General features: G+C 59.9%; 24 protein-coding genes. 16 read left to right on the top strand and 8 right to left on the bottom strand.

Features of this window, described 5'->3' with window-relative positions; genetic code table 11:
* Positions 1-59 precede the first annotated feature (59 nt).
* The 4 genes from ACYQ6M_RS21425 to ACYQ6M_RS21410 all read left to right on the top strand — a co-directional run bounded on the left by ACYQ6M_RS21425 (position 60) and on the right by ACYQ6M_RS21410 (position 2,772).
* Positions 60-548 carry a YybH family protein gene (locus ACYQ6M_RS21425; RefSeq protein ID WP_460075448.1) on the top strand — a complete coding sequence of 163 codons (489 nt, stop codon included), beginning with the start codon at positions 60-62 and terminating at the stop codon, positions 546-548.
* A 457-nt stretch (positions 549-1,005) separates the two neighbouring features.
* The gene (locus ACYQ6M_RS21420) at positions 1,006-1,866 is read left to right on the top strand and encodes a LysR family transcriptional regulator (protein WP_228870017.1); all 861 of its coding nucleotides are present in this window, start codon (positions 1,006-1,008) and stop codon (positions 1,864-1,866) included.
* 160 nt (positions 1,867-2,026) lie between these two features.
* Positions 2,027-2,455, top strand: a complete 429-nt coding sequence (locus ACYQ6M_RS21415) for an Hsp20 family protein (protein ID WP_006934007.1) — start codon at positions 2,027-2,029, stop codon at positions 2,453-2,455.
* A 32-nt stretch (positions 2,456-2,487) separates the two neighbouring features.
* Positions 2,488-2,772 carry a BQ00720 family protein gene (locus ACYQ6M_RS21410; RefSeq protein WP_031268868.1) on the top strand — a complete coding sequence of 95 codons (285 nt, stop codon included), beginning with the start codon at positions 2,488-2,490 and terminating at the stop codon, positions 2,770-2,772.
* A 232-nt stretch (positions 2,773-3,004) separates the two neighbouring features.
* Here ACYQ6M_RS21410 and ACYQ6M_RS21405 read toward each other — a convergent pair whose 3' ends face one another.
* Complete coding sequence (locus ACYQ6M_RS21405) at positions 3,005-4,285, bottom strand: OpgC family protein (RefSeq protein ID WP_208993848.1); 1,281 nt, start codon at positions 4,283-4,285, stop codon at positions 3,005-3,007.
* A 43-nt stretch (positions 4,286-4,328) separates the two neighbouring features.
* The gene (locus ACYQ6M_RS21400) at positions 4,329-5,714 is read right to left on the bottom strand and encodes a tetratricopeptide repeat protein (protein WP_296597105.1); all 1,386 of its coding nucleotides are present in this window, start codon (positions 5,712-5,714) and stop codon (positions 4,329-4,331) included.
* Between the two features lie 242 nt (positions 5,715-5,956).
* Between ACYQ6M_RS21400 and ACYQ6M_RS21395 the strand changes: the two genes are divergently transcribed.
* Positions 5,957-7,108: a YeeE/YedE family protein gene (locus ACYQ6M_RS21395; RefSeq protein WP_460075444.1), complete on the top strand. Its 1,152-nt coding sequence runs from the start codon at positions 5,957-5,959 to the stop codon at positions 7,106-7,108.
* Positions 7,109-7,201: 93 nt separating this feature from the next.
* On the top strand, positions 7,202-7,681 hold the full coding sequence (locus ACYQ6M_RS21390) for a DUF302 domain-containing protein (RefSeq protein ID WP_168691468.1): 480 nt from the start codon (positions 7,202-7,204) through the stop codon (positions 7,679-7,681).
* Between the two features lie 394 nt (positions 7,682-8,075).
* On the opposite strand, the gene ACYQ6M_RS21385 is transcribed toward ACYQ6M_RS21390, so the two are convergent.
* Positions 8,076-8,837: an SDR family oxidoreductase gene (locus tag ACYQ6M_RS21385; RefSeq protein WP_460075442.1), complete on the bottom strand. Its 762-nt coding sequence runs from the start codon at positions 8,835-8,837 to the stop codon at positions 8,076-8,078.
* Positions 8,838-9,118: 281 nt separating this feature from the next.
* Between ACYQ6M_RS21385 and ACYQ6M_RS21380 the strand changes: the two genes are divergently transcribed.
* The 4 genes from ACYQ6M_RS21380 to ACYQ6M_RS21365 all read left to right on the top strand — a co-directional run bounded on the left by ACYQ6M_RS21380 (position 9,119) and on the right by ACYQ6M_RS21365 (position 14,207).
* Entirely contained in the window at positions 9,119-9,904 is a 786-nt protein-coding gene (locus ACYQ6M_RS21380) for an ion transporter (protein ID WP_447237209.1), read from the top strand.
* Positions 9,905-10,027: 123 nt separating this feature from the next.
* Positions 10,028-10,894 carry a CE1 family esterase gene (locus tag ACYQ6M_RS21375; RefSeq protein ID WP_208992496.1) on the top strand — a complete coding sequence of 289 codons (867 nt, stop codon included), beginning with the start codon at positions 10,028-10,030 and terminating at the stop codon, positions 10,892-10,894.
* Between the two features lie 407 nt (positions 10,895-11,301).
* The gene (locus ACYQ6M_RS21370) at positions 11,302-12,594 is read left to right on the top strand and encodes a CaiB/BaiF CoA transferase family protein (RefSeq protein WP_460075439.1); all 1,293 of its coding nucleotides are present in this window, start codon (positions 11,302-11,304) and stop codon (positions 12,592-12,594) included.
* A complete protein-coding gene (locus ACYQ6M_RS21365) occupies positions 12,591-14,207 on the top strand; it encodes a thiamine pyrophosphate-binding protein (RefSeq protein WP_460075436.1) in 1,617 nt (538 codons plus the stop codon). The genes ACYQ6M_RS21370 and ACYQ6M_RS21365 overlap by 4 nt, the downstream gene beginning before the upstream one ends.
* Positions 14,208-14,250: 43 nt before the next feature.
* Here the strand turns inward: ACYQ6M_RS21365 and ACYQ6M_RS21360 are convergent, their stop codons facing one another.
* Positions 14,251-14,946: a DUF4336 domain-containing protein gene (locus tag ACYQ6M_RS21360; RefSeq protein ID WP_460075434.1), complete on the bottom strand. Its 696-nt coding sequence runs from the start codon at positions 14,944-14,946 to the stop codon at positions 14,251-14,253.
* A 51-nt stretch (positions 14,947-14,997) separates the two neighbouring features.
* Between ACYQ6M_RS21360 and ACYQ6M_RS21355 the strand changes: the two genes are divergently transcribed.
* On the top strand, positions 14,998-15,576 hold the full coding sequence (locus ACYQ6M_RS21355; protein ID WP_460075432.1) for a TetR/AcrR family transcriptional regulator: 579 nt from the start codon (positions 14,998-15,000) through the stop codon (positions 15,574-15,576).
* Positions 15,577-15,786: 210 nt separating this feature from the next.
* The gene (locus tag ACYQ6M_RS21350) at positions 15,787-16,875 is read left to right on the top strand and encodes a cache domain-containing protein (protein ID WP_460075430.1); all 1,089 of its coding nucleotides are present in this window, start codon (positions 15,787-15,789) and stop codon (positions 16,873-16,875) included.
* Between the two features lie 12 nt (positions 16,876-16,887).
* Here the strand turns inward: ACYQ6M_RS21350 and ACYQ6M_RS21345 are convergent, their stop codons facing one another.
* From ACYQ6M_RS21345 to ACYQ6M_RS21335, 3 genes are all read right to left on the bottom strand, one after another.
* Positions 16,888-18,867, bottom strand: a complete 1,980-nt coding sequence (locus ACYQ6M_RS21345; protein ID WP_460075429.1) for a glycosyltransferase family 2 protein — start codon at positions 18,865-18,867, stop codon at positions 16,888-16,890.
* Position 18,868: 1 nt separating this feature from the next.
* On the bottom strand, positions 18,869-20,062 hold the full coding sequence (locus tag ACYQ6M_RS21340) for an HlyD family secretion protein (RefSeq protein ID WP_022999655.1): 1,194 nt from the start codon (positions 20,060-20,062) through the stop codon (positions 18,869-18,871).
* A gap of 354 nt (positions 20,063-20,416) precedes the next feature.
* Positions 20,417-20,779, bottom strand: coding sequence for a winged helix-turn-helix transcriptional regulator (locus ACYQ6M_RS21335; RefSeq protein ID WP_055657375.1), 363 nt, complete (start codon positions 20,777-20,779; stop codon positions 20,417-20,419).
* A gap of 47 nt (positions 20,780-20,826) precedes the next feature.
* On the opposite strand from ACYQ6M_RS21335, the gene ACYQ6M_RS21330 reads away from it, so the two are divergent.
* Both ACYQ6M_RS21330 and ACYQ6M_RS21325 read left to right on the top strand, forming a co-directional pair.
* Complete coding sequence (locus ACYQ6M_RS21330) at positions 20,827-21,288, top strand: VOC family protein (RefSeq protein WP_460075426.1); 462 nt, start codon at positions 20,827-20,829, stop codon at positions 21,286-21,288.
* 137 nt (positions 21,289-21,425) lie between these two features.
* On the top strand, positions 21,426-22,841 hold the full coding sequence (locus ACYQ6M_RS21325) for a carotenoid oxygenase family protein (protein WP_460075424.1): 1,416 nt from the start codon (positions 21,426-21,428) through the stop codon (positions 22,839-22,841).
* Positions 22,842-22,860: 19 nt separating this feature from the next.
* Here ACYQ6M_RS21325 and ACYQ6M_RS21320 read toward each other — a convergent pair whose 3' ends face one another.
* Positions 22,861-24,060 (bottom strand): hypothetical protein, encoded by a 1,200-nt coding sequence (locus ACYQ6M_RS21320; RefSeq protein ID WP_460075423.1) that lies wholly within the window; start codon positions 24,058-24,060, stop codon positions 22,861-22,863.
* A 266-nt stretch (positions 24,061-24,326) separates the two neighbouring features.
* On the opposite strand from ACYQ6M_RS21320, the gene panC reads away from it, so the two are divergent.
* Positions 24,327-25,178 carry a pantoate--beta-alanine ligase gene (gene panC, locus ACYQ6M_RS21315; protein WP_460075421.1) on the top strand — a complete coding sequence of 284 codons (852 nt, stop codon included), beginning with the start codon at positions 24,327-24,329 and terminating at the stop codon, positions 25,176-25,178.
* Positions 25,179-25,214: 36 nt separating this feature from the next.
* Positions 25,215-26,024 (top strand): 3-methyl-2-oxobutanoate hydroxymethyltransferase, encoded by an 810-nt coding sequence (gene panB, locus ACYQ6M_RS21310; RefSeq protein ID WP_206908745.1) that lies wholly within the window; start codon positions 25,215-25,217, stop codon positions 26,022-26,024.
* Positions 26,025-26,230: the final 206 nt, after the last annotated feature.

Below are 26,230 nucleotides of genomic sequence, written 5' to 3'. Positions count from 1 at the left end.
CAACCAGCCCGGTAAAGGGCGGGACTGGCACCGCCTTGCCGATCGAAAGGAAGACCTCCGTGACCCAGTTGAAACAGCTCGCAGCCATGGCGGCCACCGTTGCCGTCATCACCTTTTCCCAACCCAGCCTCGCAGAAGGAAAGAAAGACATGAGTTCGGAACAACAGAACGTCATCACCCTTATCGAAAAAATGACGACCTCCTTTGAAAAGGGAGACATCGATACGGTGATGCAGACCTATGAACCAAGCCAGAGCATTGCGTTCGAGCCCGGAAATCCGGTGTCCGACAGCACCCTGGCGCGCGAACTGTTTCACCAGTTCCGCTCCGTTTCGCCGAAATTCACCTATTCCGGCCACGAAGTGATCGTGGAAGGCGATCTTGCTGTCCACATTGCGCCCTGGACGATGACCGGCACCGATCCGGAAGGAAAACCGGTGGCAGGCGAAGGCCTTTCCATCGCCGTGTTGCGGCGGCAGCCGGATGGCAGCTGGAAGATGGTGATCGACAATCCTTATGGCAGTCGCCTGATCCCGGTCGCGAACTGAACCGCGTCAGGTAGCCGGTACTGCCGGAGAAACGGTGACACGGGCCTGGCCTGCGCAACCGCGATCTGTTGCGCGCTTGCCAGGCGGGTCGCCGCAAGGGGCCTCGGAGATACTCCGGGGCCTCTTCCGTCTGTGGGGGTGACCAAGGCACATCCTCAGGAATCTCATCACGGCCAGCCGACGACGTTTACGGGCCAGCCTCTTTCCGAGTTTGAGCAGCCGGACATGTTCCGGGATCTGCTGCGGCCAGAATTCCGCATGATGCGGATAGAGCGATCTGACAGGATCGTCCCAGGCGGGCAGGCGGCTGACACAGTGTTTTTTTCGCAATGGCAAGGAATAGGGAATGAGCATATGCTGCTCCCTTCAATTTTGATTTTGTTGAAGAGGTATTTGCAGATAGTCTCACGAGACGCGCCTATTCCCATGTTTTCTAATTGAAAACGAGATTTCAAAAATGAAACGAAATATCGATTGGGAAGATCTTCGACTGTTCCTGGCTGTCGCGAAAGCAGGCGGCCTTGCCGGAGCGGCTGACAAGACCGGCGTCAGTTCCGCAACGCTCGGCCGCCGGGTTGCCGCTCTGGAGAAAAGCCTCGACGTTCGCCTTGTGGAGCGCGAGGCGCGAGGTTACCAGCTGACCGCTGCCGCACATGATCTCCTGCGCTACCTGGAAGACATGGACCAGACTGCCCGCAGCATCGATGCGTGGAAAGAAGGAGAAGGCCTGCGCCGGAGGATCCGGATATCGGCGGGTGACTGGACCGCGCGGCTTCTCATCGACAACCTGTCGTCCTTCTGGACCCCTGACGCCGGCTGGTTGCCGGAAATCCTTGCGGATCTCAGAAACCGGGACATTGCCCGCCGGCAGATCGATATCGGTATCCGCAACAGCCGGCCCAAACAGGCCTGGTTGGCAGGACAGAAGGTTGGAAAGGTCCAATATGCCGCCTATCAGGCTGCAAAGGTTGCAAAGGGTGCAGGGCTTGGTTGGGTCGGGCTTGTGGAAGACGATGCCCATTCGCCGACGGGCCTCTGGTTGAAGGAGAACCATGGCACTGATGCGGTAATCACCGTCAACAAGGCCTCGCTTGCTCTTTCACTCGTTCGCAAGGGCAATGCCCGCATGCTGTTGCCGACCTTTGTCGGCGATGCCTATCCCGATCTGATGCGCATCGAAGGCCCGTTCGACACCATGGAAACCGAGCGGTGGCTGGTCATGCATCAGGACGAGCGTCATGAACCAACAGTTCGCCAGGCCGTATCCGCTCTGACGAAGTTCTTGAAACAGAACCCGATTTTGTCTTCGTTCTCCTGAATAATTCACAGAACAGTGAAAGCAAAAATGGGTGAAAGCCTGGCTCCTTGAATCAATTTTAACGAAGCTCCATATTTAATCATGAAAGGAACCGGTTGGTTCCGGTCCGGATGCCTTGAAAGGGTCCGGGCGCAAGGTCGCTTCGACAAGGACTTTGAGGATGTCACGCATGTCAGCGTTTTCTAGCCCGTTCATGCTCGGGTTCGACGATATCGAGCGAGTGCTCGATCGCGTCTCCAAGGCCGCCAACGACGGTTATCCGCCCTATAACATCGAGAGACTTCCGAAAACAGAAGATCAAGGCGATGTCATTCGGATCACCCTGGCGGTGGCAGGGTTCACACGAGAGCAGCTTGAAGTCTCGGTAGAAGAGAGTCAGCTGGTCATCCGGGGTCGTCAGGTAGACGACAAGACCCGGCAGTATCTGCATCGCGGCATTGCCGCCCGTCAGTTCCAGCGGGCCTTTGTCCTGGCCGAGGGGATCGAGATCCTCGGAGCCGACTTGAAAGATGGGCTCCTGTCCATCGACCTGGCACGCCCGGAACCGGAGCGTGTTATCAGAAAAATAGAAATCTCCAGCGGCGAATGAACGCTCGTCGGCCAACATATGGAGAATGACTGATGCAAAACCCCAATAGCCCGTCATGGGCAGACCGCACGCTACTTTCCGAATTCATGTCGGTCGATGAACTGACCGAACTGGGCACCGGAGATGTCGCCTATATCAAGCCGATCAAGGCTCGGGATCTGAAGGAAATGTTTCCGGATGTCCCGCCGCTGCACGACAACATGACGCTTTACGCGCTTCTCAACGCGGACGGTACGCCGATCCTGCTGGCAGACAGCCGCGAAGCTGCCGTTGCCAATGCCTTTGAAGCAGAACTGGAAATGGCGTCACTGCACTGACGTCAACTGACAAGACTGCAAAACGAATGCGACACCGGCCATCTGGCCGGTGTTTTTGTTTTTGCGGCCCTGTATTGAGCTGGGCCGGGTCTCATTGCTTCACAGGTGAGTGCTTCCAAATGGTGAAGCTCGGGGCCTTTGGTTATCGAATGAAGGTATTTCCCACAAAAGAAACGCCCGCAGAAGCAGGACTTCTGCGGGCGCTCTTGTGTCGGGCAGGAGGCCGGCCTGATCAGGTGAGGGCAGGTTCCCGGGTTTCGGCCTTTGCCTTGGCTGCGGGTTCACCGCCATCTGCCGGAGGTGTCTTCGGTCGTTCGGACGGTCCGGTGGAGGAGGTCGCAGGCGGTTTGCGCCAGGGCTGGCTCTTGTACCAGCCAGCCACATAGGCAACGGCAATCAGTGCCACGAAACCGAGCAGGTTCGACAGGATCTGCGGAAGCCATTCGCCGCGGCCCCAGACCATGTCGCGCAGGATGCCCGCAGCCTGGGCAATGACCAGGCTTGCCATGAACACGGGCAGTGACTGCTGTCCGACCTTCTGGACAACGCGCACGAAGCGGCCCCAGATCTCGCCATGTCCGAGCAGGCGTCTGCCGTGCTCGCCCGCGGCAACCCAGGCCAGATAGGCAAGGGCAAGGAAGTGCAGGTAGCGGAACAGGCCGAATTCCGTCTTGATCCAGAGCGGCTTGATGATCTCGCGGATTTCGCGGGCCCAGACCAGGTTCAGGTGATTTTCCTGATAGGCGCGGAAGTAGGCGAAGGGAACCGTGGCAACAAGCACCACCGCGCAAAGCACGATCAAGGTCTTGCTGACGGGAGGTGCCGGTATCCAGCCGCGCATGAACGCAAAGCCGGTGAAGAACAGCATCTGCCAGGCGAAGGGATTGAAAAACCATTCCCGGTCCGACCAGGGCTCGGCCGGCAGGCTCAGAAGGTCGAACTGGGCAGCCAGCCACAGGCCGATCGACAATGCGAAAGCGCCCGGCACGGAATAGCGGGCGACAAGCATGATCGCCGGGATCAGCGACAGGATCACCACATACATCGGCAGAATGTCGAAGTAGTTGGGCACCCAGGTCATCGTCAGCAACCCGGGCAGGGCCATTTCGGCGTTGTCATAGAGATGCAGGAGGTTGAGCGAGGCGACATAATTTTCTTCCAGGCCGCAGCACTCAGCCAGGTAACCGCTGTTCTGAAGCATGACAAGGCCGACGGCGAGGACCAGGAACTGGCCGATATGCGCCCAGTACACCTGCCACATGCGGTGCAGGATGCGTGCTGCCCCCATGCCCCAGCCATGAACGTCGAAGATCTTGCCGAAGGCGAGCGCGGAGGCCATGCCCGAACAGAAGACGAAGATTTCAGTCGCATCGGAAAACCCGAACCGGGCGGGAATCCAGAGCGTCCACCAGTTCCAGGGCAGGTGGGCAACGTAGATAATGAACATTCCAAGGCCGCGGAAGAAATCTAGCCGCGGATCGCGTGGGCGTTTCGTTTGTGTGTGAGCGTTCACGTTGGGTCCAGAGATAATTGGTCAGTCGAGTGCCGGCAGTGGGTCAGACCGAGCCGGTAGCCCTGAGTTTTTGGTCTTCCATCACTCGGTGGGCGCGGTGCATTTTGTCGCATATTTCAAGACGTTGTTCGGCGAATCTGTCCAGTGCACCGCGTTTGTGCGTCCGGCTGTTGAGCAGCCGTTCCGCATCTTCCGGCATGCCTGCCCGCAGGGCTGCATCGATTGTGATTCGCTCGAAGACATCGCGCTGAGCGTGCGAGCCGCCGACCATGTATAGATTGTCTCTCGCCGAGTCCAGCAGGGCAAAGGCGGAGGCATAATTGCCCTTCCGGTACTGTTCCAGGCCGAGGCCGGTCGGCAGTCCGGTTTCCGCGGTGATCCGGCCAAGATCCGTTTCGGTTTGCGCCCGTTCCTTCAGTCCGGTCAGCAACCGCTCGGCACCCATGCGGCGGCCACCGTTCAATAGGGCCAGCAGGTAATGCAGGTCGGCGAAGACATTGCAGCCGTCTTCGGCGCGCTTGTCGGACAAAAGTGCCAGCTCGTCCCAGCGAGGGCCGGTATCGACCCCTTCAAGCTCCAGGCGAACAAGCAGCGAGGCCGCATTGGAAATGTCGCGGTAGTCGTCGGTCTTGTCCTTGCGGATGTCGGTGTCATAGAGCGCAAGTGCCTTGTCGGCCTGGCCCTGGTCCAGATACATCAACGCCAGGTGCCACCAAACGTGATAGCCGAAGTTGTTGCAGTGGGCCCAGCCTTCCGGCTGTGTTTCCAGCCAGCCGGCCCCTTCTTCGGAGCGACCGGTCATGTCGTGCACATGGGCGACGGCGTGAAGGCCCCAGGCATCATCGCGGGCATATTCCAGTCCCTTGCGGCCGGCAGCTTCTGCCAAGCGGTAGTCGCCGGTTTCTTCCAGAGAAAACGCCCGGCAGCCAAGCATGTAGCCATAGGCCGGGTGGGTTTCGCCATAGGCTGCATGCACCCGCTCGATCGACTGGCGCATGCCCGTGGCATCGCCCAGCACGAAGCGGATTGCGTGAACCAGTTTCATGATCAGGGCATCTTCGGGAACCGTTACCAGCACGGTATCTAGAAGGTCGGCAGATCTTGTGGGATATCCCTGCAACCAGGACCCGAGGGCGTCGACCACGGCAAGTTCGCGTGCCGTGACCGGCGTATGCTGGACCGAGGTTCTGGCAATTGCCAGGCATTCCTGTGCCGTCGTGGTCAATTCCTTCCGGCCAAGCAGCAGGCAGAAAATCCCGCGTGCTGCATGACCAAGCGCGAAGTCCGGCGCCAGGGCGAGGCATGTCTCGAGATGTTGGGGAGTAGTCCTGCCATGCGCCAGAAAGGCTTTCACGGTCTCGTTCCAGGCGGTCAAGGCTTCCTTGTCCGACAGGGTAAGCTCATATCCGAATTGATCAGTTAGACGCATAACAGGCCTTTTTGTTTCTCATTCCGGTCCTCTGAAACCGGGTCCCGCCAACTGCGGCTGTAAATGGCCGGATGGCTGAATTTCCTATCCAAAATCCGCAGGCGGCACTTGAACTGCAAAACACAAAAAGGTGTTGGCAATGTGTAGGTGAAGAAAAGATACCTTCGTTGCGAAATTAAGGCGGGAAGTGCAAGTCTTCGTATCGGGGTTTTGAAGTCGGATCTGCGCGGGAGCAGGAACACATGGCCTTGGCCGTCGGGAAAACTCAAGCAGCCGTCGTCGCCATTGCGGGCGGCCTTCTGGCCATGGTCGCACTGGGGGCCTATGGCGAAGCCGGACCGCGCCAGGCAGTGGCGGTCCTGATCGGCGGTCTCGCAGGCCTGTCGCTCTATCATGCAAGCTTTGGTTTCACGGCCGCATGGCGACGGATCGTCACGGAAAAACGCGGCGGTGGGCTCAGGGCGCAATTCGTTCTCATTCTTCTGACCAGCGCGGTTTCCTTTCCCCTGATTGCCTGGGGGCATGCGCTTGGCTGGCCCACGGGCGGCTTCGTCTTTCCCTTCGGGTTGGCGGCTGCCTTCGGTGCCTTCCTGTTCGGTCTCGGCATGCAACTGGGCGGCGGCTGTGGATCCGGCACGCTGTTTACCGCCGGTGGCGGCTCCACCCGCATGATGATTACCCTGGCGTGCTTTGTCCTCGGGTCAGTGGCTGCCACGGCGCATCTGCATCTCTGGGGCCGCTTGCCCAAATTGCCGCCGATGTCCCTCATCCGGGAATTCGGTCCGCATGGCGCTTTTCTTCTGACCGCGCTCATCCTCGGCTTGTTGGCAATTGCAACCATCATCATAGAGCGGCGCGCTCACGGCTCGATTGCCCAACCGAAGCCGACAGTTTCGTTTCTCAGCGGTCCGTGGTCTCCCATGATGGGTGCGGTGATGCTGGCGATCGTCGGCATTGCCACATTCGTGGTGATTGGACGCCCCTGGGGCATCACCTCTGCCTTTGCGCTTTGGGGCGGCAAGCTTTTTCACGCGGCAGGCGTGCCGGTGGACAGCTGGCCCTACTGGACCTGGCAGCGCGGAGCTTTGGAAAACCCCGTGCTGCGCGACACGACCTCCGTCATGGACTTCGGCATCATTCTGGGTGCAATGGCGGCAGCGGGCCTCGCCGGACGCTTTGCTCCGGTCTGGCGTCTGAACCGCCGCGACGTGCTGACGGCAATCGCGGGCGGGTTGATGATGGGCTACGGCGCCCGCCTGGCGTATGGCTGCAATATCGGCGCTTACCTGGGCGGTCTGGCGTCGGGCTCGCTGCACGGCTGGCTGTGGCTGGTCTTTGGCTTCCTTGGCAGTCTTGCCGGAACCCGCGTGCGCTTGCGGCTTGGCATGGACTGACGACGTCCTGAAGCACACCGCATTGTGACGCGATCGTGAGGCAGGCCCCGCTAGAGTGCGCGGCATTGCAACATCGCCTGCGGGAGAAAGAAGATGCGTCTGTTTGCCCTGGTTGTCGTCACAAGCCTGTTTGCCGTCGGATTGGCCAGAGCGGACAGCCTGACCGATCGCGAAGGCTGGCAGGTCCTGCCCACGACCAAAAGTTACCCTGCGCTGGTTGATGATCTCAAAAGTGCGATCGAGGGAGAAGGCATGTTGCTGGTAACCCAGGCCAGTGCCTCGGACGGTGCGAAGGGCAGGGGAATTACCATTCCCGGCAACCGCATCATTGGCGTCTATCGCAATGATTATGCCGTCCGGATGCTGGAAGCCTCCGTTGCCGCGGGTATCGAGGCACCGATCCGGTTCTATGTCACCGAAAACACCGACGGCACCGCAACGCTTTCCTGGAAAACGCCCGGTTTTGTCTTCGCACCCTACATGGACGAGGGCGGCCCGGCCCTGCAAGAACTTGCAAGGGAACTCGATCAGGTCTTCACCTCTATCGCCGACAAGGCTGTTGCCGCACAGTGACAGTCCTGTGAATTGCGTAATCGATTGGCAACCACGCCTTGTTTTTGGGCTTGTGAAACTGTCTGGGCGACCCCACACTCTTAGTGTGTTCAACAACTGAAAGGAGGTGTGCCCATGTCTAATGAGTATCGGTGCGTGGCCCAAGTGTCTGGGCGGAATCGAACGGTGCTGGAGCAGCCTCTGGTAGTGAGAGATTTCGCTGGGATCTGATCCGGGACTTGTGTCACGTCGATCTCATGGGAGGGCCGCTAGCGCGGCCCTCTTTTGTTTTTGAAGCCTCGTTGGCCTGTTCAGGGCCTACCTCGTTCCATATCTCAGAGGATCATCCCGGACGCAGCGCAGCGGAGATCCGAGATCTTGGGGGCTGGACAGCCGACCGGCGTGCTGACGGAACTCAGATCAGGCCGACAGACTTGCGTACATCCTCGTCGCGCAGCGAGCAATCCACACCACGGTAGGCATCGCCCGCGGGCGTGCACAGCCAGCAGATGGCTTCACCGACCCAACTGGCCGGAATATGCACCGACGGATCCAGCTGGCTGACCGGGTTCAGTCCGGAGGCCTTGATATCGACCTGCATCTGCGTTGCGACCGTGCCCGGGCTGAGGCCGACGATGCGCAGGCCCTTGTCACCGAATTCCTTGTCCGCACAGCGGGTGAGGGAAAGCGCAGCCGCCTTGGAAGCACAGTAATGGCTCCAGCCTTCCAGCGCACTAACCGCAGCTCCCGAGCTGATGTTGACAACGGTACCGGCGCCCTTGGCCAACATATGCGGCGCCACGGCACGCAGGCCGTAGTAGACGCCCTTCACATTGATATCGATGACCTTGCCCCACTCCGCCGGATCACTGTCCTCGATCCGGGAGATCGGTTCGATCACGCCGGCATTGTTCACCAGGATGTCGAGGCCACCATAGGTGTCGATGGCCGTCTGTACTGCCTTGACCACCTCGTCATAATCCGCGACGTCGCAAACGACTGCCGTCGCTTCGCGGCCGTCCGCGCGGATTTCGCCGGCGATGCGTTCGATGTCCGTGCCGGAGCGTGCCGCCAGAAGGACCTTGGCACCATATTTCGCCAGGCTGCGGGCGGCAGCTTCTCCAATGCCTCGGCTCGCGCCCGTCACCAGGGCAACTTGTCCCGACAAATCAAACATGTAACGTTCCCGTTCTGGATGGGCCTTTACGGCCTCTGGACCTGCCGGTATTCGCGGACGTTTGCACAAACGCCGGAATGCGGGCGGGTTCTGAAAAAGGTTCGAGCGCCCTGCATTCAGCGGAATTCAGGAGGCTCTGGTTGATCGACAGCGGACATTAGTGCGGTCGGCCGCGAGAATAAACAGCTTGTTTGCAACAGCATCGTGCGGCATCTGCACGAATGATCCAGCCAGCGCACACAGCGTATGCCGGTCAGTTCGCAAGGAAACAGGGGAAGCCGATGGCGGACACGAAGCGGAGTTTGCAGACGATCCTGCGCCAGCTCTATTTTGGCGACACGGTCGGGTCGCGGGCGTTCCGATATGCGCTTTTGCTGTTCGACCTGGTCACCATCGGTTATTTCATCGTCTCGTCGATGATCGACAAGGACCGCATCCATCATGAGCTGGACTATGCGATCGCCGCGGTTCTTGCGCTCGACTATGTTGCGCGTCTGATCGCCGAAAGACGGCGGACCAAATACCTCTTCAGCTTCACATCGCTTGCTGATCTTGTCGTGATCGTCTCTCTGGTCGCTCCGGCCTTCTTCGAGAATTTCGCCTTCCTGCGCGTTGTGCGCATGCTGCGGCTGATGCGCTCCTATCACCTGCTGAAGGAGCTGCGCCAGGCGTCGAAGTGGTTCCGCCGCAACGAGGAGATTTTTCAGTCGGGCATCAACCTGATCGTCTTCATTTTTGTCGTGACGGCCCTGGTTTTCGTGGTCGAGAACGACCGCAACGCCAACATCAACAACTATCTCGACGCGCTCTATTTCACCGTAACCACGCTGACGACAACCGGCTTCGGCGACATCACCATGACCGACAGCGTCGGCCGGCTGATGACGGTGGTGATCATGATCTTCGGCGTCGCCCTGTTCCTGCGACTGGTGCAGACGATCTTCCGCCCGGCAAAGGTCAATCTGTCGTGCCCCGATTGCGGTCTCAACAGGCACGATCCGGATGCGGTGCACTGCAAGCATTGTGGCCGAATTCTCAATATTCCGACTGAAGGCACGTGGGACTAGCCACCTTGCAGGCCTTAAGCCCTCTCGCCGATTTGTGAAGACGAACCGCTGGACAAACGCCGTCCGGGAGCCATCCTTACCGGCGGAGCGGGGCAATGGTTTTTACCGTGCAAGGAGCACTTCATGTCATTGGCGACAGTTACCGGTTTTTCCAGACGCCTCGGCCTGCTGGCGGGCGCCGTGGTTCTGGCTCTGGGCGCATTCGGCGCACCATCGCACGCGGCAGGCACCGCGGCCTGCGGCGAGGAAAAACCCTGCGACGTCACGAACGGCGAATATTTCATCCACCTGCCGGAGAACCGACCGGCCGACAAGCCTCTGGGTGCAATCTTCTTCCTGCATGGCCATCGCGGCAAGGCCATCAACGAGATCCGCAACCAGAGCTTCCGCAAGATGGCGGATGATCTGGGTGTTGCCTTCGTTGCGGTTCAGGGCATGAACGGCACCTGGTCTTTCCCGACAGCGCCGCGCAACCTGCGGAACGAACCGGCGTTCTTCGACAGCGTCCTTCAGGATCTGTCCGACCGCTTCGGCATCGACCGAAGCCGCACCATGCTGTCCGGCTTTTCCTCCGGCGGTTTCATGACCTGGTACATGGCCTGCGAGGATTCCGGCATGTTTGCAGGATATGCGCCGATTGCGGGCGCCTTCTGGGAACCTTTGCCGCAGTCCTGCGTGACGGAAACCCCCTATCTTTTCCACGTGCATGGCACGTCGGACACCGTTGTGCCGCTCGAGGGACGCTGGCTTGGCGGGGGCAAGTGGAAACAGGGGGACGTTTTCAAGAGTTTCGACGTCTGGCGCCGCAAGGACGGTCTCTCTGAAACCGCGCCGAAGACCCATACCGAAGGCAACCTCACCTGTGAAACCTGGCAGCCGAAACACGGCTTCCTGGAGCTTTGCCTCCACGACGGCGGCCACAGCGTGAGCGCCAGCTGGATCAAACGCGCCTGGAACGAGCTTGCCGAGATGAAGGGCTGGACGACCTAGGCAAGAACGAGGTGTGCGCTGAGCCCAGTTGGATTTCAACGCATGACGATCTGGATGGGGGCACCAAAGATGGTTGGATATTCATAGGGTTGGAAACTGACCTGCCGCAGGAAAACCCTCTCCGTCGTCCTCCCGGGCGAGCACCGCGAGACCCGGGGCCTACTCGTTTCCAGGGCATCAATTGTCTCGCAACCGCTTCTCCTGGCACTTAGGTGTGTTGATCCCGACACTCCCTTTGCCCGGTCTGGGCCATTCCTCTGCCTGCCAGACGTTCTTTTCCGAACGCCTCTCCTTCTCGTTTTCTAACGAGAAAGTGAGGCGGCTTGTCCGGGGGGCTGATGCTGGCTTGTTGACGGCGCCCATCAGCCTGTGGCCTTTACCGGGAAACGTCATTTTGAAGGTGAGCCTTGTCCCAGCCGTCTCCTGCCGCATCCGGCGCCTTGTCCGGCCTTGTTGTCCTCGATCTTTCCCGCATTCTCGCCGGACCGACCTGTACCCAGATCCTGGGCGATCTCGGTGCGGAGGTGATCAAGATCGAACGGCCGGGCCGGGGGGACGACACGCGCGGTTGGGGACCGCCCTTCCTGAAAGATGGTGAGGGCAGGGAGACCGGCGAAAGCGCCTACTACCTTTCCTCCAATCGCAACAAGGCGTCCGTCGCCATTGATCTCGCCAGCCCCGAAGGGCAGCAGCTGATTGCCGATCTGGCGGCAAAGGCCGACATTCTGGTGGAGAACTTCAAGGTCGGTGACCTGAAGCGGCGCGGACTTGACTATGACACGCTGAAGGTTCGCAACCCGCGCCTGATATACTGTTCCATAACCGGCTTCGGACAGACCGGCCCCTACGCACAGCGGGCAGGATATGATTTCCTGATCCAGGGCATGGGCGGGATCATGTCGCTGACAGGCTTTGCGGATGAGGACGGCGGTACGGAAACCAAATGCGGCGTCGGCATCGCCGACGTCATGTGCGGGATGTATGCGACCGTCTCCGTCCTCGCTGCACTTAACCACCGCAACAGCACCGGAGAAGGTCAGTCCATCGACATCTCGCTGCTGGATGCCCAGGTCTCCTGGCTGATCAACCAGGGTGTGGCCTATCTTACCTCCGGCAAGGTGCCGGGCCGCCTCGGCAACGGCCATCCCACCATCGTTCCCTACGAGACTTTCCCGGCAAGCGACCAGTCCTTCATTCTGGCGGTTGGCAATGACAGCCAGTTCGGCAAGTTCTGCAAGGTTGCCGGTGCGCCGGAACTGGCCGCAGATCCGCGTTATGCCAGAAATGCCGACCGGGTGCGCAACCGTGCGGAGCTGGTCCCGAAGATCCGCCGTCTGACTATTGAAAAGACCGCGGCAGAGTGGATTGCCGAGCTTGAAGCTGAAGGCGTTCCCTGCGGCCCGGTGAACGATCTGGAACAGGTTTTTGCCGATCCGCAGGTGCTGGCGCGCCAGATGCGCATCACCCTGCCGCATCCACTTGGCGGCGAAGTCGATCTGATCGGCTCGCCCATCAACCTGGAAAAGACGCCGGTTGCCTACCGCAGCGCGCCACCGCTTGTGGGAGCGGATACTGCGGATGTTCTGACCCGTCTGCTCGGACTTGGTGCAGACACCCTTTCCGATCTTGCCTGCAGAGGCGTTCTTGACCTCGGCCCAACCCCGCCAGACCCGGCGACTGAAGGACACAGCAGCAAATGACCACCGGTGCGGATATCATCGCAGGCAAACTTCACGCGGCAGGCTGCCGTCACGCCTTCGGCATTCCGGGCGGCGAGGTGCTAGCCCTCATGCAGGCGCTGGACGAGGCGGGCCTCAACTTCGTGCTGGTGAAGCACGAGAATGCGGGTGGCTTCATGGCCGAAGGCGGCTGGCATGCCGACGGCGCGCCAGGCGTGCTTCTGGCAACGCTCGGGCCGGGGGCGGCTAATGCGGTCAACGTCGTTGCCAATGCCTGGCAGGACCGGGTGCCGCTGATCTTCCTCACCGGGTGTGTCGATCAGGGAGAGGCGGAAAGCTACACCCACCAGGTGTTCGATCATCAGCAGTTGCTGCGCCCCATCGTCAAGGCCAGCTTCTCTGCTCGCCTGGGCGCTCTGGACGTGATGATGGAAAAGGCACTGGCCATTGCGCTCGACGGCCAGCCTGGCCCGGTGCACATCGACGTACCGATCCGTGTTGCCGAGGGGGACACACAGGAAGCCTGGAGCCGTGTGTTCCAGTCTTCACCGGTCGCAACCGCACCGGTGCCCGGCCCGGATCTCGACACTGCGCAGGACCTTTTCAGAAAGGCTGAACGGCCGATTGCGATCGCCGGTGTCGATGCCGTCAACGAGGCAGCTTCGGCTGCAATTTCCGAATTCTGCGAAGCGTTTCAAATCCCCCTTGTCACCAGCTACAAGGGCAAGGGCCTGCTTGACGAAAACAATCCGCTTGCCCTTGGCGGAGCCGGCCTCTCACCCAAGGCCGATGGCCTGCTGCTGCCGCTCATCAACAAGAGCGACTGCATTCTACTGCTCGGCTACGACCCCATCGAGATGCGCATCAACTGGCGCAATCCGTGGGATGCCGACGCGCCCGTGGTCGACATCACCCCGGTGCTGCGCACCCATGGCATGCACAGTGTACGGTCAACGCTGCGCAGTGCCGTGCAGCCGGCGCTTGATCTATTGGGCGCTGCGCGCCAGCCGGCAAAGCCCTCCTGGCCAGAAGGAGAGCCCGCCGCCGTCCGGGCCGAGCTGGACAAGGCCTTCGCACCGGAAGCGTCCGGCTGGGGCCCGGGCACGGTCTTCCACACGCTGCGCGCGGCCTTGCCGGCCGACACGGTGGCAACCGCCGACAGCGGTGCTCACCGCATTCTTGTCAGCCAGATCTGGCGCTGTCCGATGCCTCGTCAGATGCTGCAGTCTTCCGCGCTCTGCACCATGGGCTGCGCCGTGCCGCTGGCCATGGGCCATCGCGTGGTTGAAGGGGCGTCCCCTGTGATTGCCTTTGTTGGCGACGCAGGTCTGGAAATGTGCCTCGGTGAACTTTCCACCCTGCGTGACCTCAAGATACCCGTCATCATCTGTGTGCTGGTCGACACAAGCCTGTCGCTGATCGAGTTGAAACAGCGCTCCAGCCAACGCCCGAATGTGGGGGTCGATTTCGGCGAAACCGACTTCCCGGCCGTCGCCAGAGCCTATGGCGGCCACGGGGTGTGGGTGGAGGACGCAGAGACTTTGCACCGTGAGGCCGAGGACGCGCTCGCCCGCGAAGGTTTCACCCTGCTGGCCTGCCGGATAGAGCGGCGGGCATATGACGGGGCGTTTTAGAGAGGGCTAGACCCAGCTGAGTTTTGCGCAATGTCTCTGGACCTCACGATTTGATCAGCCAGCGGAAGGCATCCCGGAGAAAGGCCTGGCCGTTTTCGGACACCGGGGTGCCGTGCGCGATCAGAACCCTCTTGCTGGGCCAGTCCAAGATTTGCCGCACGGCAAACCGGGCGGCATCCCGGTTCGTGAAAGCGAGCCGGAATTTCCGGGGAACGGAAGGCGTTTGCCTTGTCATCAGGTCGAGGCGAGCAACCAGGGCACGCCATCCCTTGAACCAGCCGGGTGAAAACTGCTGCAGCAGATCCGCGAAGATAGCCGTGCCACTGGCCCGGTGGAACAATACGGCTTCGCTGGTAATCCGGTTTCCTGGAACCACCACGACATCAATCTCTGCCTGCCAGCCGGGCACCGTGATGCCAGCGAGTTCGCCAGCGAAGACAAGGTCAGGTCGCTTTTTTCGAAGACCCGGTGGTGCGAGAATTTCGGCGTCGGGATAGGCCTGCTGCCATTCGGCAAGGAAGGTGTCATGCAGACTGTTCGGCGGAACGATGTATCGGACCGTGCCGAGCGCATCGACGGCACAACCGAGCTCCGGAGAAAAGGCAACGGGCGACCAGACGACTAACCCTTCGCTGGAAAGGCGGATAATCGCCATGCGCGTGGGATAGTGAAATGCGGCAGCGGCTCTCACTGTCGGGCCTTCCGCAATCCAGATTTCCGGTCCGAATTCCTTGAGCATCGCCTGGCTCCATTTATTTACACGAGTGTAAAATTACACTAGAGTATAAAAATGACAAGTCTGAAACGCACCGAGCGCTCGCGCGCACTCATCCTCGATGCTGCGGAAATCGCGTTTCGCGAACTTGGGTTCGAAGGGGCTACGGTTCATGTGATTGCCGAGCGCGCAGGTCTGACGCGCAAGACCGTCTATAATCTCTTCGGGTCGAAGGAAGACATTGCTCACAGCCTCATAGCGCGGGTGGAAGCCCGGGACACAGACTATCGTGACCGCATGGCCGAGGGGCAACATGCGGTAACGTTGCTCGAGGCGGTGTTGATAGACAGTGCCCATTGGTGCATGGCCAACCCCGCAGTGGCGCGGCTTGCACTGGTGCCGGCCCAAAGACCTACCCTCGAGCCACCGTCAGACCGCCCTTCGTTTCAGGGGCTCGTGCGGGACATCCTGGCTCTCGGCCAGGCCCAGGGGTTGATCCGCAAGGATGAAGGACCGGAATTCATGGCCCTGATCGTACTGGGTGTCTATGGACAAGCCATGCTGAACGGTTTGCAGGCTGGCGTGGTTCCAGAGGCAGACATTCGCAAGATTCTGCGTCTTGTGGTGGAGGGCATTGGCGGAGTGACTGCCTGATGGATCCATGTGTAGCGACGCTGCCATTATTACCTAGTTCGCCAGCCTCCACGACAGGGCGAATTTTAATCAGTCTGGCAAGAACCCCTTAACCATCGAGCCTGAAACCGCCTGCCAAGCATTGTTACCCACTATCGGTGGTCGTGGGTGTCACACAATTTCCCCTATTCGCTGTGTCTGATTCACTTTCCGTGGGATGAGGAGTGATTGATGACGGAGAAGCGTGCCAGAACTGGCTACCCCTCCTTGGTGGTGGCCATATGTGGTTTTGTTGCACTTGGAGGTGTGATCGCGGTGCTCAGTGCCTGGTCGTTCGTCGGCCAGCGGCTGAAGGAAAGCCGCGACGCTGCACTTGCGGAAGCAGTCTCGGTCAGGGCCAGGGGTGTAGGGCTGGATTTTGCCCGGGAACTTCACCAGGATTGGCGCAATCTTCGGCTTGTTGCGGTTGAGATGACAGGGCGCGGCGAGCCTGCCGTCAGAACAGCATTGGATCTGATCGTCGCCGAAAAGGAGCGTATCTCCTGGGCCGGTCTTGCGTCGGTCGATGGAAAGGTCCAGACGGCCTCGTCCGGCATGCTGGAAGGCGCCGATGTTTCTTCTCGTCCGTGGTTCACGAACGGCCTTGGCGGAGATTTCGCCGGGGATGTTCATCCGGCCGTTCTTCTGGCGGAGCTGCTGCCTCCCATCGGAAACGAGCCGAGGCGCTTTCTCGATATGGCAACGCCTGTAACGGATGAATTCGGGTCGGTCGAAGGGGTGTTGGCCTTCCATATCAATCACCACTGGGTCGAGCAGTATCTGACTGAAACCGCCCATTCCATGGGGCTGGATGTCTATGTGATCGACCGGACAGGGAACATTGTTGCACGAACAGATGGCCTTTCCGAGCCGATCGACAAGCTGCAGAGTTTTCGGTCCGCAATGACCGGTGCCCGGCAAACCGGGGTGGAGAAATGGCCGGATGGCGCAACTTACTTCACGACCGTGATCCCGGTGCTCGGCTATGCGGACCTGCCCGCATTCGGCTGGAGCATGATCGCGCGCATTAACAACACTGCGCACCCCATCGGCGAATTCACGAGCCTTTTCATCGTCTACTTCGTTACCCTCGGCATCGTCCTTGCCGCTCTTACGGCCTTGTTCATCCTGATTTTCGTTCGGCCTTTTCGCAAACTTGCAAAAACCGCCAGGGCTGTCATGCGCGGTGAGGACATCTACCCCTATGAAGCAAGGACCACGGCGGAAGCGAGCGTGCTGAGCGCGGCTGTCGCACGGTTACAAAACAAGATGCAGTCGTAAGATCTTGTGCTGTCAGCGTTGTGGCGCTGACAGTCTTTGTGCAAGGTCACCAAGCAACGCGCGGTACCGGGTTTTGGTTACGCCCGGGGCTTCTCCCGTGGTGTAGAAGCGGCGTAGCAGGGCTTCATGCTGTTCCGGTTGCGGTTCCAGCAGGAGGCGGGCGCCGTCGTCGTCCGGCATCGTCACGATGGCATTGACGATGCCAACACCGTCGATTTCGATCCGGACCGGGGTATCGTCGGGTATCGACGCACCACGGATCCTGACGGAGTTCTGAGTCAATCCCACGATCCAGACCCGGGTTCTGCCAATGTCTGAATGAAGAATGGCCCGTTCGGGTTTGTCCTGGAAATGGATCTCGCGCCTGGGAAGCTCCACGCAGACAATCATCGTCACGCCAAGGACAATCAGGTTGTAGAACGTCCAGAACATGATCACGAGCTTGCCATCGCCTGCGTCATTATACGCAAAGTGGTCGGAGATGATGCCGAGCAGCAAGCCGATAATGGTCAGCAGGAAGAACGTGCCGAAGAGGCCAATCAAGCGCCACTGAACGACCACCCGGCTTCTGTCGCCGCCTTTTGCGGTCACCGAGAAGGGATGTCCCTTCGGAAAGAACAGTCCCGTGAAGGCGGCCCTGGTAATCGGCACTGCGCCGAGCAGCTGGCTGATGTCGTTGACGATCGGAACGACCAGGCCTCCGGACACAAAGTTCAAGGTGATCAGGATCCAGAGGTAATAGGTGCCGAAATAGCGCAGCACTTCCTGCAAGGTCGCATCGACGACCATGATGTTGAAGTACCAGTAGAGCAGCGGGTAGACGAGGATTGCGATCCGGAACGGAAAGTTGGTCGTCCAGTAAAGCACGCTGTCGATCACGCTCCACCGATCGGCAAGTCCCAAGCGATTGTTGGAAAAGGGGCCGAACCGGCTGCGGGCGATCTGCATCATGCCGAGGCACCATCTGGCGCGCTGGCTGATGTATTCCTTGAGACCTTCCGGTGCGAGGCCCTCGGAAAGGGCTTCATTCAGGTAGACCGTGTTGTAACCGGCGTCCTTCAGGCAAAGCGTCAGAAGGAAATCCTCGGTGATGCTTTCCGTCGAAAACCATCCGATCTTCTGAAGCGCGTTCCAGCGGATGACGGAAGAGGTTCCGCAACAAAAGGCAATGCCCCAGGCATCGCGCGACGGCTGCAGGTAGTCGAAGAAAAAGCGTTGTTCGTCCGGATAGGACCGGCTGAGGCCGAGATTGTGCTGGATCGGATCCGAGTTGAAGAAATGTTGCGGCGTTTGAACCAGTCCAACCTTTTCATCCTTGAGAAGAGCGACCGTTCTTTTCAGGAAATTGCTGTGTGGAACGAAGTCTGCATCAAGGACGGCAATGAAACTGGGCGCTGTATCTTCTTCGGCCATTTGGCGAAGCGCATGGTTCATGTTGCCTGCCTTGGCCCCCGTGTTTTCGGGCCTGCTGACATACGTAACCCCTTGCGCGACACAGTAGTCCTTCAGCCAGTCGCGTCTGCTGTCATCAAGCACATGGACGCTGAAATCCGGATAATCGAGGGCAAGTGCTCCAACGATCGTTCGTTCCAGAACGTCCCGCTCTTCGTTGTAGGTGGGAATGAGAACCGCCACCTTTGGAGCGGGTTCCGGTTCCCACCAGTCTTGCTGCCGGTCCGCCTCCTGCTTGCGGTCGCGGTGCCTCGACAGGATAAGAAACGCACTGAGCGAGGACAGGCACGCTGCGCATTCGATTGCGAAGAAGGACCAGCTTGCGAGGCAGTCGAAGGTCAAGTCCAGCGGTGCGAGCGTGTAGGCGGCGCGCCAATACAGATATCGCGCGGTCAGCACGGCGCAGACTGCAAAGAGCAGAGCCCTGTGCCAGGTTTTTTCCCGGGACAGAAGCAAAGGAACAAGCATTCCAAGCGCCAGCACAAGGTTGAGCTGCACGATGCTGGAAACGGTGTCGCTTAGGTAAAGGACCGGGAACATCTCAGAGCCAGAGAGTGCGCAGGAAATCGAGAGGTCTTGCTTCGAAGAAAACCCGGCCCGTTCTCCCGATCGCACAGGCAAGTGCCGGATCTTCGCGGATTGCGGGCACGACAAGCGTCACGTCGAAGCGCTGCAGGTGTCTTTCGCTGGGCGCAACGGCAAGGTTTCGATAAATCGTCTCTGCTCCGGAACCGGCCAGACGCGTGATCGTACCCTCCAGAACCTTCTGGTCGTTGCTCACGCGAAACTTGGCAAGGTCTCCGATCTTGAGGCGGTTATAGACGGATTCCGCGACACTCAAGGTGATGATCGTGGAGGTGCAATTCACCAGGCGCATCAATGGCTCGCCTCGTTCAACCGTCTCGCCGTTTGCCGTCAGCACTTCCCAAACGGTTCCGTCGACGTTCGAAATGAGTTTCGAGGAGGCCAGCCGGTTCACTCTCAGCCGCTCGACATTGATGCGATTGTCCAAGGCCTTTGCCTTTTCCTTTTCCGCATTGAGCAAGGCCTGGTTTTCGGATTGTTCCAGTGTCAGTTCCGAAATGCGTTGTTCGGAGTAAGGAGCATCATTGTAACCATCGCCCAGAAACGTTCCGTCTTGAGCCGCCTGCAGTTCGATCTCGACAACGGCCGCCCGTTGGCGTGCACTTTCCAGATCCTGCGCTGCAACCCTTTGCGTCGCTCTGATCCGCTCGAAGGAGGCTGAAGCCTCCAGGCCGCGATCTGTCAGCTGTTTAGAGCGCTGGAAAGCTGCCTCCGCCTCATCCCCCCTGGCTTCGGCAGCGCCGATTTCGAAGGTCAAGGCACGCAGCTCCGCTTGAAGCTGCAGGATCCGCTGCTGCTGATAGCGCTCCGATCTCGCCTGCAAATCACTGACGGACTGTTCGATCGCGGCTATCACGGTCGACAGCCGGTCAACCTCGGCTGTCGCAAACGCCTTTTCGCGGATCATGTCGTTAAGGTAGATGTTGTCGACAAGGGGATCATCGATCGACCCCAGTTGTTCACCCTCTGCAACAGACGATCCGAGCAGCCGGTGCTCCAGCGTCAGTTGTCCGGCTGTCGGCGCCCGTACCGTTGTGAGCCTTGCATTGATAACCGCATCTGCGCTGGTGCCTGACAACTGCTCCCCTGCAATCACAAACCCGGCGGCGACGATGACCAGGCCTGCAAGCAACAATCTCAGAATCCGCATCTGACCTCTCAAATGAGTCTGTCGAGAATGAATGCCCCCAGCGCAAACTCCCGTATCGCGTGAAGCGTGTAAAGGGAGCTTCTTTGCATTAGTTAATATCCCGGGCCTGTGGAAAGAATGCCAATCTATTCAATCGACAAGGAGACTTAGGCGAATTCGATCAAAGGTTGTGGAGGGAGGGAACTCGAAGCATTCCTGCATCCCGTGGCGCAGGAGCGAGGCACGTCCTGATCCCGAAGGACAGTTTTGCAGACCCTTCAAACCGACCTGACTTCACAGATTTTCTGGCAATTGCAGCGGTTTAAGACGCAGGGCAGTTCAAGCGTCAATTCATTGAGTATCGACTTCTTGTAATCAGCCCGCCCGTGCGGCGTTCCAATCCGCAAGGTGCCGCAGAATTGGCACCAGGGCGAGGCCATCGCGTGTCAATGAATAGCCGGTTGCAACCTGTGCCGATCGGGACACCAACCCATCTTTTTCAAGTTCGCGCATTGCTCGAACGAGCACTCGACGGCTTGCAAATTCTAGGCGGCGCTGAATGTCCGGTAGGCCGCTATCCTTCTCGGACAGCACAATCAGGATCGACGCTTTCCACTGTCCGCTCACGGTCTGGAGGCCGGCTGCAAGATCACACCATCCGTGGAGGTTCCCTCGGTTTCGCTCCTGGATCGTCGACCAGGTCCGGCGGGCTGTGTCAAAATTGTCAGACTGGTCCATGCGCGGGAAACTCCGATAGGTGTCTCCCGAAACATGGAGACCACGCGATGTCAGTACAAGTTTTCACCGGATTTCATCACTCTGCGATCCGCTCCCCGGACCTTCAGCGTTCTGTTTCCTTTTATGAGGAAATCGGTTTCCATCAGGTGCACGACTGGAGACTGCCGAGCTATGGCATCGATCGCGCGATAATGATGCAGGCACCCGACAGGAAAAGCTGGATCGAATTGTTCGACCTGAGGGCCGAGATCCCGATGCAAGGTGTTGGTGCGCAGCAAGGGCAAAAGATTTCGACAGGTGCGCTCGCACATCTCTGCTTGAGCGTGACGGATCTTGATCAGGCTTGCGTGCGGATTGTCGAAGCCGGTGCGAGGCATCTGCACGGCCCGGAAGCACTGACACTTGGCCAACCCGAAGTGCGGGTCCGCAACGCAATCTTTGAAGGGCCGGCCGGCGAGATCATCGAACTCTTGCAGCCGGTCCGCTTCCCTGGCGACCAGCCGGCCTAGGGAAAATCAGAAATTTCAACGACAGCATTTTGCCCCACGCGGTGGACAGCGGGTCCGCCGCAGTTGACCCCCATGATGGTTCCGGCAATCCTTCATCCTGACGCGGGGATTTTCGCTGCGGTGAGGGGGAGATGTGTATGAGCCGGGAACGCATCACGGAAACAATCGCCTGGCAGTCGGCCGATCCGCATCTGACCGGCAATTTTGCGCCAATCGGCAGCGAGATCGATGCGGAGGGGCTGGAAGTGATCTCCGGGCGCATTCCGGAAGATCTGCTGGGAACATATATCCGCAACGGCCCCAACCCTCGCTATGAGCCCGTCTCCTACAATTATCCGCTGGAAGGCGACGGCATGTTGCACGCGATCCGCTTTGAAGGCGGAAAGGCGAGCTACCGCAATCGCTATGTGCGCACCCGCGGTTTCGAGATCGAGCATCAGGCAGGTCACGCGGTCTTCGGCGGCGTGATGACGCCGCGCCCTGTTGATCCTGCCTTGCTGGGGCCGGAGGACGATCCGGACAATCCTTTCAAGGCGTCCGCCTTCATTGGCGTGATGCAGCATGGCGGCCAGTTGCTCGCCCTTGGCGAGTGCGAACCGGCCTGGGAGATCGGCCTGGACCTGGAAACGCGCGGCCCCTGGACGGCAGGCACCGATGCGCCGATCCTGATGGGGGCACACAACAGGGTTCATCCGGTTACCGGCGATCTCTATGCCCTCAGTTACGACTTCGCCTCGCCCACGGTCACGCTTCATCACGTTGGCCGCGACGGCAAGCTGCGCCGAAGCTTCGACATCACCCTGGCAGCGCCGAGCATGATCCACGACTTCGTGCTGACCGAGCGCCATCTGGTGCTGCTGATCGGCCCGCTGGTTTTCGACATGGAAGCGATGATGTCCGGCGGATCCATGCTGCAATGGAAGCCGGAGATGGGAACGCGCATTGCCGTGCAGCCGCTGGATGGTGGTGCTGTGACCTGGTACGAGGCCGAGCCGTTTTTCGTCTTCCACTTTGCCAACGGTTTCGAGCGCGGCAGCGACATCGTCATCGACTATGTGCGTCACCAGAAACTCTATCTTGGGTATGGCGAACCCAACACCCAGCCGCCGACACTTCAGCGCCTGGTGCTGGACACGGGAACGGGCCGAGTGCGTGAGCAGGCCTGGTTCGACAAGGTGGCGGAGTTCCCGAGGATCGATGACCGCAGGAATGCGCTTGCAGCACGCTATGTCTATTTCCCGACCCTGACCGACACGTTGACCGGCGGAAACGGCGCATCGGCGACATTCAACTGCCTGTTGCGGATCGATACGGAAACCGGGGACGTCAGCGCTCATGACTTCGGCAACCGTATCGCCGGTGAAGCTGTGTTCATTCCGCGTGGTGAGGCCGAAACTGCCGGCTGGCTGGCAACCTATCTCTATGATCCCGAAACGCAGACGAGCGAATTCGTGCTCCTGGACGCTGAAGGGGTCGGCGACGAACCGATCGTCCGACTGCGTCTGCCGCAACGGGTGCCGCAGGGCCTGCACGGAACCTGGGTCCCGGGCTAGGAGCGCGCGTCGAGGCCCGTTAATCCCGCCCCTTGTCCCAGGCCTTGAGCTGGTCTACGGCCCGTTTGGGGCCAAGGGTCAGGCGGTAGAAGTCGAAAAGACCCGGACGCACCGAGGCGAAAAAGTAATTGAAGTGAAGCGCAAAGAAGCGAAAGCGCAGGTGACGGAACCTCTTTGCGGTCATTCGGTCCGGAATGCACACGCTGTACCGTCTGGGTTCCGGCAACGTCTCGCTCGATTTGTTCTGGTGCGCATAACGCGCCACAGGCGTGGTGCGGCCACCGCAGAGCGGGTCATGCGGACCGTAAAGATCCGTCCAGTCGACACCGGACCGTGCCACCGCCGTCATGGCATCGCCAAAGCCGTCTTGCGCCCCGAACCCGCCGAGGCAATCGAACGCCGGTCCCATCGTGACAAAAGAGAAGCCGCCGGGGCGTCGAACGATATCCGGCTGCCGGCGCAGGACAGCTGCAAGAATGTAGATCGCCACGAACGTCCCGCAGCTGTGCGACACGAACACCAGGTCGGTATCTTCGTCCGCTTCTGCGGCTGCGGCAACGATGAGGTCGGCGCTTTCTTCGATACGGGCAAGCATTTCGGGGTGGTTGTTCCGGGCAAGCCGGGCCATGAAGTGCCAGCTGTTGACCAGGTACCGGAAGTAGGACTTGGGTTCCAGCCAGGTCATGAGGAGGTAAACCGCGAGCATCCACGCCGCGCTGCCTCCCAGCAACACGGACCAGGCGATTTCTTCGGCATGGCCTTGCCGAACCGCCGCGCCCACATTGCGCAGAATGACCGGTGCCAGAAGAATGGGTGGCAGCAGGCTGGCCAGTAAATAGAGAAGCAGTCCTACGGGGGGATAAAGACAGAAGACCCCATGCGCCCAGTTGCTTTTCAATGCAGCCCGATATCCGCCCGCCTGGGCGATCATCATGAAGGACCGGATGGCATCTGCAATCGTGCGTGGCCAGGAGCGCCGAAAATCGGCCTTGATGACGTCCCGCCAGCCAAGCTGCACAAACGTTGTCTCGACACGGCTGTCCGGCCAGTCGACATGCCCGCTCCAACTGGCCGTGGTGCCGCCGGGATCAAGACCTTCGCTGAGCTGGGAAAGGGCTCCGTTCACCTTCCGGATCTTCAGGAAGGTGTCGAACTCCTTGCGGAGCAACGGGAAGCAGTAACGGGCCGGACGCAAATCATAGCCAGGAAAATAGATCACCAGTCGGTTCAGGCGGTTCTTTATTTTTCTCTCCTGGCAATACTGCTCGTTTAGCCGGTCTTTGCGAGCCGGCTATTATTCTTGTTCGGACAGGCTCCATCGACTTCCCCAGCCTGCGGATCCAGCATGCACCAAACGACATGGAGGCGGCACCTGGCAAGGTCTGTTCCCCTCTTTGCCCACTGGACTTTCGTTTCGCCGTCATTATGCTGCACCTGCGAAAAGAAACCCCGGGCGGGAAACGGGGTCGCGGGAGGATGAAACAAATGATCATCTGCCGGACGAAGGCGGAGATGCGCGATGCCGTGCGAGGCTGGAAACGCGCGGGTGAAACCGTCGGGGTGGTGCCGACAATGGGCTATTTGCATGAGGGCCATCTCGGCCTTGTGCGCATGGCGCGACAAAAGGCAGACCGCGTGGTTGCCACCATTTTCGTCAACCCCACCCAGTTTGGCGCCAATGAGGATCTGTCGACCTATCCGCGTGATGAAGCGCGTGATCTGGCACTTCTGGAGGCGGAAGGCACCGACGCCGTGTTTCTGCCGAGCGTTGAGGAAATGTACGGCGCCGGCGGAGATACCTTCGTTGAGGTTCCGGGCCTCTCCGCCATTTTGCAGGGCGCTCTCAGGCCCGGTCATTTCCGGGGTGTCTCTACGGTCGTCACCAAGCTCTTCAACATTGTCACGCCGGATTTCGCCGTCTTCGGCGAGAAAGACTATCAGCAGCTGACCTTGATCCGGCAGATGGTCCGTGATCTCGACATGCCGCTGAAAATCGTGCCGCACAAGACGGTGCGTGAGGAAGACGGGCTCGCGATGTCGTCGCGCAACGTTCGCCTGACGGCGGCGCACCGGGCCGACGCTGTCCAGCTCAGCCGGTCGCTCAGCGCTGCGGAGGAACTCGCGAAATCGGCCCCGGAAATTTCGGTGCTGGAAGCTGCTGTCCGAAAAAGCCTTGGGGAAGCGCCCTCGGGAAAGGTGGAAAGCGTCGACATTCGCGATGCGGAAACCCTTGAAGAGCTATCCGGCACACTTGACCGCCCGGCCGTGGTGCTGTTGGCCGTGCGCTTCGGCACTGTTCTCCTGATCGACCAGCGGGTGATTGCACCCGCCACCTGATAATCCGTCTCAAGCCCCTTATTGAAAGGACGCCGCATGAGCACCCAGAAACCCGTTCGCCGCATCACGGCCCCGCAGATCACCCGCCGCAAGGGCGGTGATCCCATTGTCTCGCTGACCTCCTATCACGCACATACGGCGGCCATCGTCGACAAATACGCCGATTTCATCCTGGTGGGTGACAGTCTCGGCATGGTCATGCACGGCATGGAATCCACCGTCGGTGTCTCGCTGGAACTGATGATCATGCACGGCAAGGCCGTGGTACGCGGCACCAGCCGGGCGCTGGTGGTGGTCGACATGCCGTTTGGCACCTATGAGGAAAGCCCGTCGGTGGCCTTCCGCAACGCTGCCCGCGTGATGAAGGAAACCCAGTGCGGGGCCGTCAAGCTTGAAGGTGGCGCCCGCATGGCCGAAACCATCCGCTTCCTGAGCGAGCGGGGCATTCCGGTGATGGCCCACATCGGCCTGACGCCCCAATCGGTCAACGTCATGGGCGGTTTCAAGACGCAAGGGCGCGACGAGGAGAGCTGGGCGAGCCACGAGGAAGACGCAAAGGCCGTTGCCGAGGCAGGCGCTTTCGCGCTGGTTCTGGAAGGCATGGTCGAGCCGCTGGCGGCGAGGATCACCAAACAGATCGCGATCCCGACCATCGGCATCGGAGCGTCCGCGGAGTGCGACGGTCAGATCCTGGTGCTGGAAGACATGCTCGGCCTTAACCCGACACCGCCGAAATTCGTCAAGGTCTATGGCAATCTTGGCGGCCAGATCGAGGCAGCGGTGAAAGCCTATTCGGAAGAGGTCAAGGACCGCAGCTTCCCCGGTGAGAGCGAAGTGTACCGGTAGAGGCCAGTTTCTCACCTCTCGGCTTGTCATCCCGGTCACAGTGAAACGGAGATCCGGGATCGGGGCGTCCGTGCCTTGCCTTTTGTGCGCGTGCCCGCGTCGTTCTCCGGTGGCTCTCCGATCCTGGCTCGGGCTGACGCTTGGCCGGGATGAAGATGGGTAGGGTTCGCCATGGTGTGTCACGAAATATCTGGCCGCGTGATTTC

Source organism: Roseibium sp. ROS1, from assembly GCF_054658215.1.
The sequence above is the reverse complement of the archived record's forward strand: the minus strand, read 5'-3'. Positions and strand labels throughout refer to the sequence as shown.

What these genes read in the sequence shown, in the direction of transcription:
- ACYQ6M_RS21400 (WP_296597105.1), bottom strand. Translation starts at nt 5,714, where the DNA reads ATGCGTCTAACTGATCAATTCGGATATGAGCTTACCCTGTCGGACAAG.
- ACYQ6M_RS21395 (WP_460075444.1), top strand. Translation starts at nt 5,957, where the DNA reads ATGGCCTTGGCCGTCGGGAAAACTCAAGCAGCCGTCGTCGCCATTGCG.
- ACYQ6M_RS21345 (WP_460075429.1), bottom strand. Translation starts at nt 18,867, where the DNA reads ATGTTCCCGGTCCTTTACCTAAGCGACACCGTTTCCAGCATCGTGCAG.
- ACYQ6M_RS21380 (WP_447237209.1), top strand. Translation starts at nt 9,119, where the DNA reads ATGGCGGACACGAAGCGGAGTTTGCAGACGATCCTGCGCCAGCTCTAT.
- ACYQ6M_RS21415 (WP_006934007.1), top strand. Translation starts at nt 2,027, where the DNA reads ATGTCACGCATGTCAGCGTTTTCTAGCCCGTTCATGCTCGGGTTCGAC.
- ACYQ6M_RS21360 (WP_460075434.1), bottom strand. Translation starts at nt 14,946, where the DNA reads ATGCTCAAGGAATTCGGACCGGAAATCTGGATTGCGGAAGGCCCGACA.
- ACYQ6M_RS21335 (WP_055657375.1), bottom strand. Translation starts at nt 20,779, where the DNA reads ATGGACCAGTCTGACAATTTTGACACAGCCCGCCGGACCTGGTCGACG.
- ACYQ6M_RS21365 (WP_460075436.1), top strand. Translation starts at nt 12,591, where the DNA reads ATGACCACCGGTGCGGATATCATCGCAGGCAAACTTCACGCGGCAGGC.
- ACYQ6M_RS21420 (WP_228870017.1), top strand. Translation starts at nt 1,006, where the DNA reads ATGAAACGAAATATCGATTGGGAAGATCTTCGACTGTTCCTGGCTGTC.
- ACYQ6M_RS21390 (WP_168691468.1), top strand. Translation starts at nt 7,202, where the DNA reads ATGCGTCTGTTTGCCCTGGTTGTCGTCACAAGCCTGTTTGCCGTCGGA.
- panB (WP_206908745.1), top strand. Translation starts at nt 25,215, where the DNA reads ATGAGCACCCAGAAACCCGTTCGCCGCATCACGGCCCCGCAGATCACC.
- panC (WP_460075421.1), top strand. Translation starts at nt 24,327, where the DNA reads ATGATCATCTGCCGGACGAAGGCGGAGATGCGCGATGCCGTGCGAGGC.
- ACYQ6M_RS21375 (WP_208992496.1), top strand. Translation starts at nt 10,028, where the DNA reads ATGTCATTGGCGACAGTTACCGGTTTTTCCAGACGCCTCGGCCTGCTG.
- ACYQ6M_RS21355 (WP_460075432.1), top strand. Translation starts at nt 14,998, where the DNA reads ATGACAAGTCTGAAACGCACCGAGCGCTCGCGCGCACTCATCCTCGAT.
- ACYQ6M_RS21340 (WP_022999655.1), bottom strand. Translation starts at nt 20,062, where the DNA reads ATGCGGATTCTGAGATTGTTGCTTGCAGGCCTGGTCATCGTCGCCGCC.
- ACYQ6M_RS21350 (WP_460075430.1), top strand. Translation starts at nt 15,787, where the DNA reads ATGACGGAGAAGCGTGCCAGAACTGGCTACCCCTCCTTGGTGGTGGCC.
- ACYQ6M_RS21410 (WP_031268868.1), top strand. Translation starts at nt 2,488, where the DNA reads ATGCAAAACCCCAATAGCCCGTCATGGGCAGACCGCACGCTACTTTCC.
- ACYQ6M_RS21385 (WP_460075442.1), bottom strand. Translation starts at nt 8,837, where the DNA reads ATGTTTGATTTGTCGGGACAAGTTGCCCTGGTGACGGGCGCGAGCCGA.
- ACYQ6M_RS21325 (WP_460075424.1), top strand. Translation starts at nt 21,426, where the DNA reads ATGAGCCGGGAACGCATCACGGAAACAATCGCCTGGCAGTCGGCCGAT.
- ACYQ6M_RS21330 (WP_460075426.1), top strand. Translation starts at nt 20,827, where the DNA reads ATGTCAGTACAAGTTTTCACCGGATTTCATCACTCTGCGATCCGCTCC.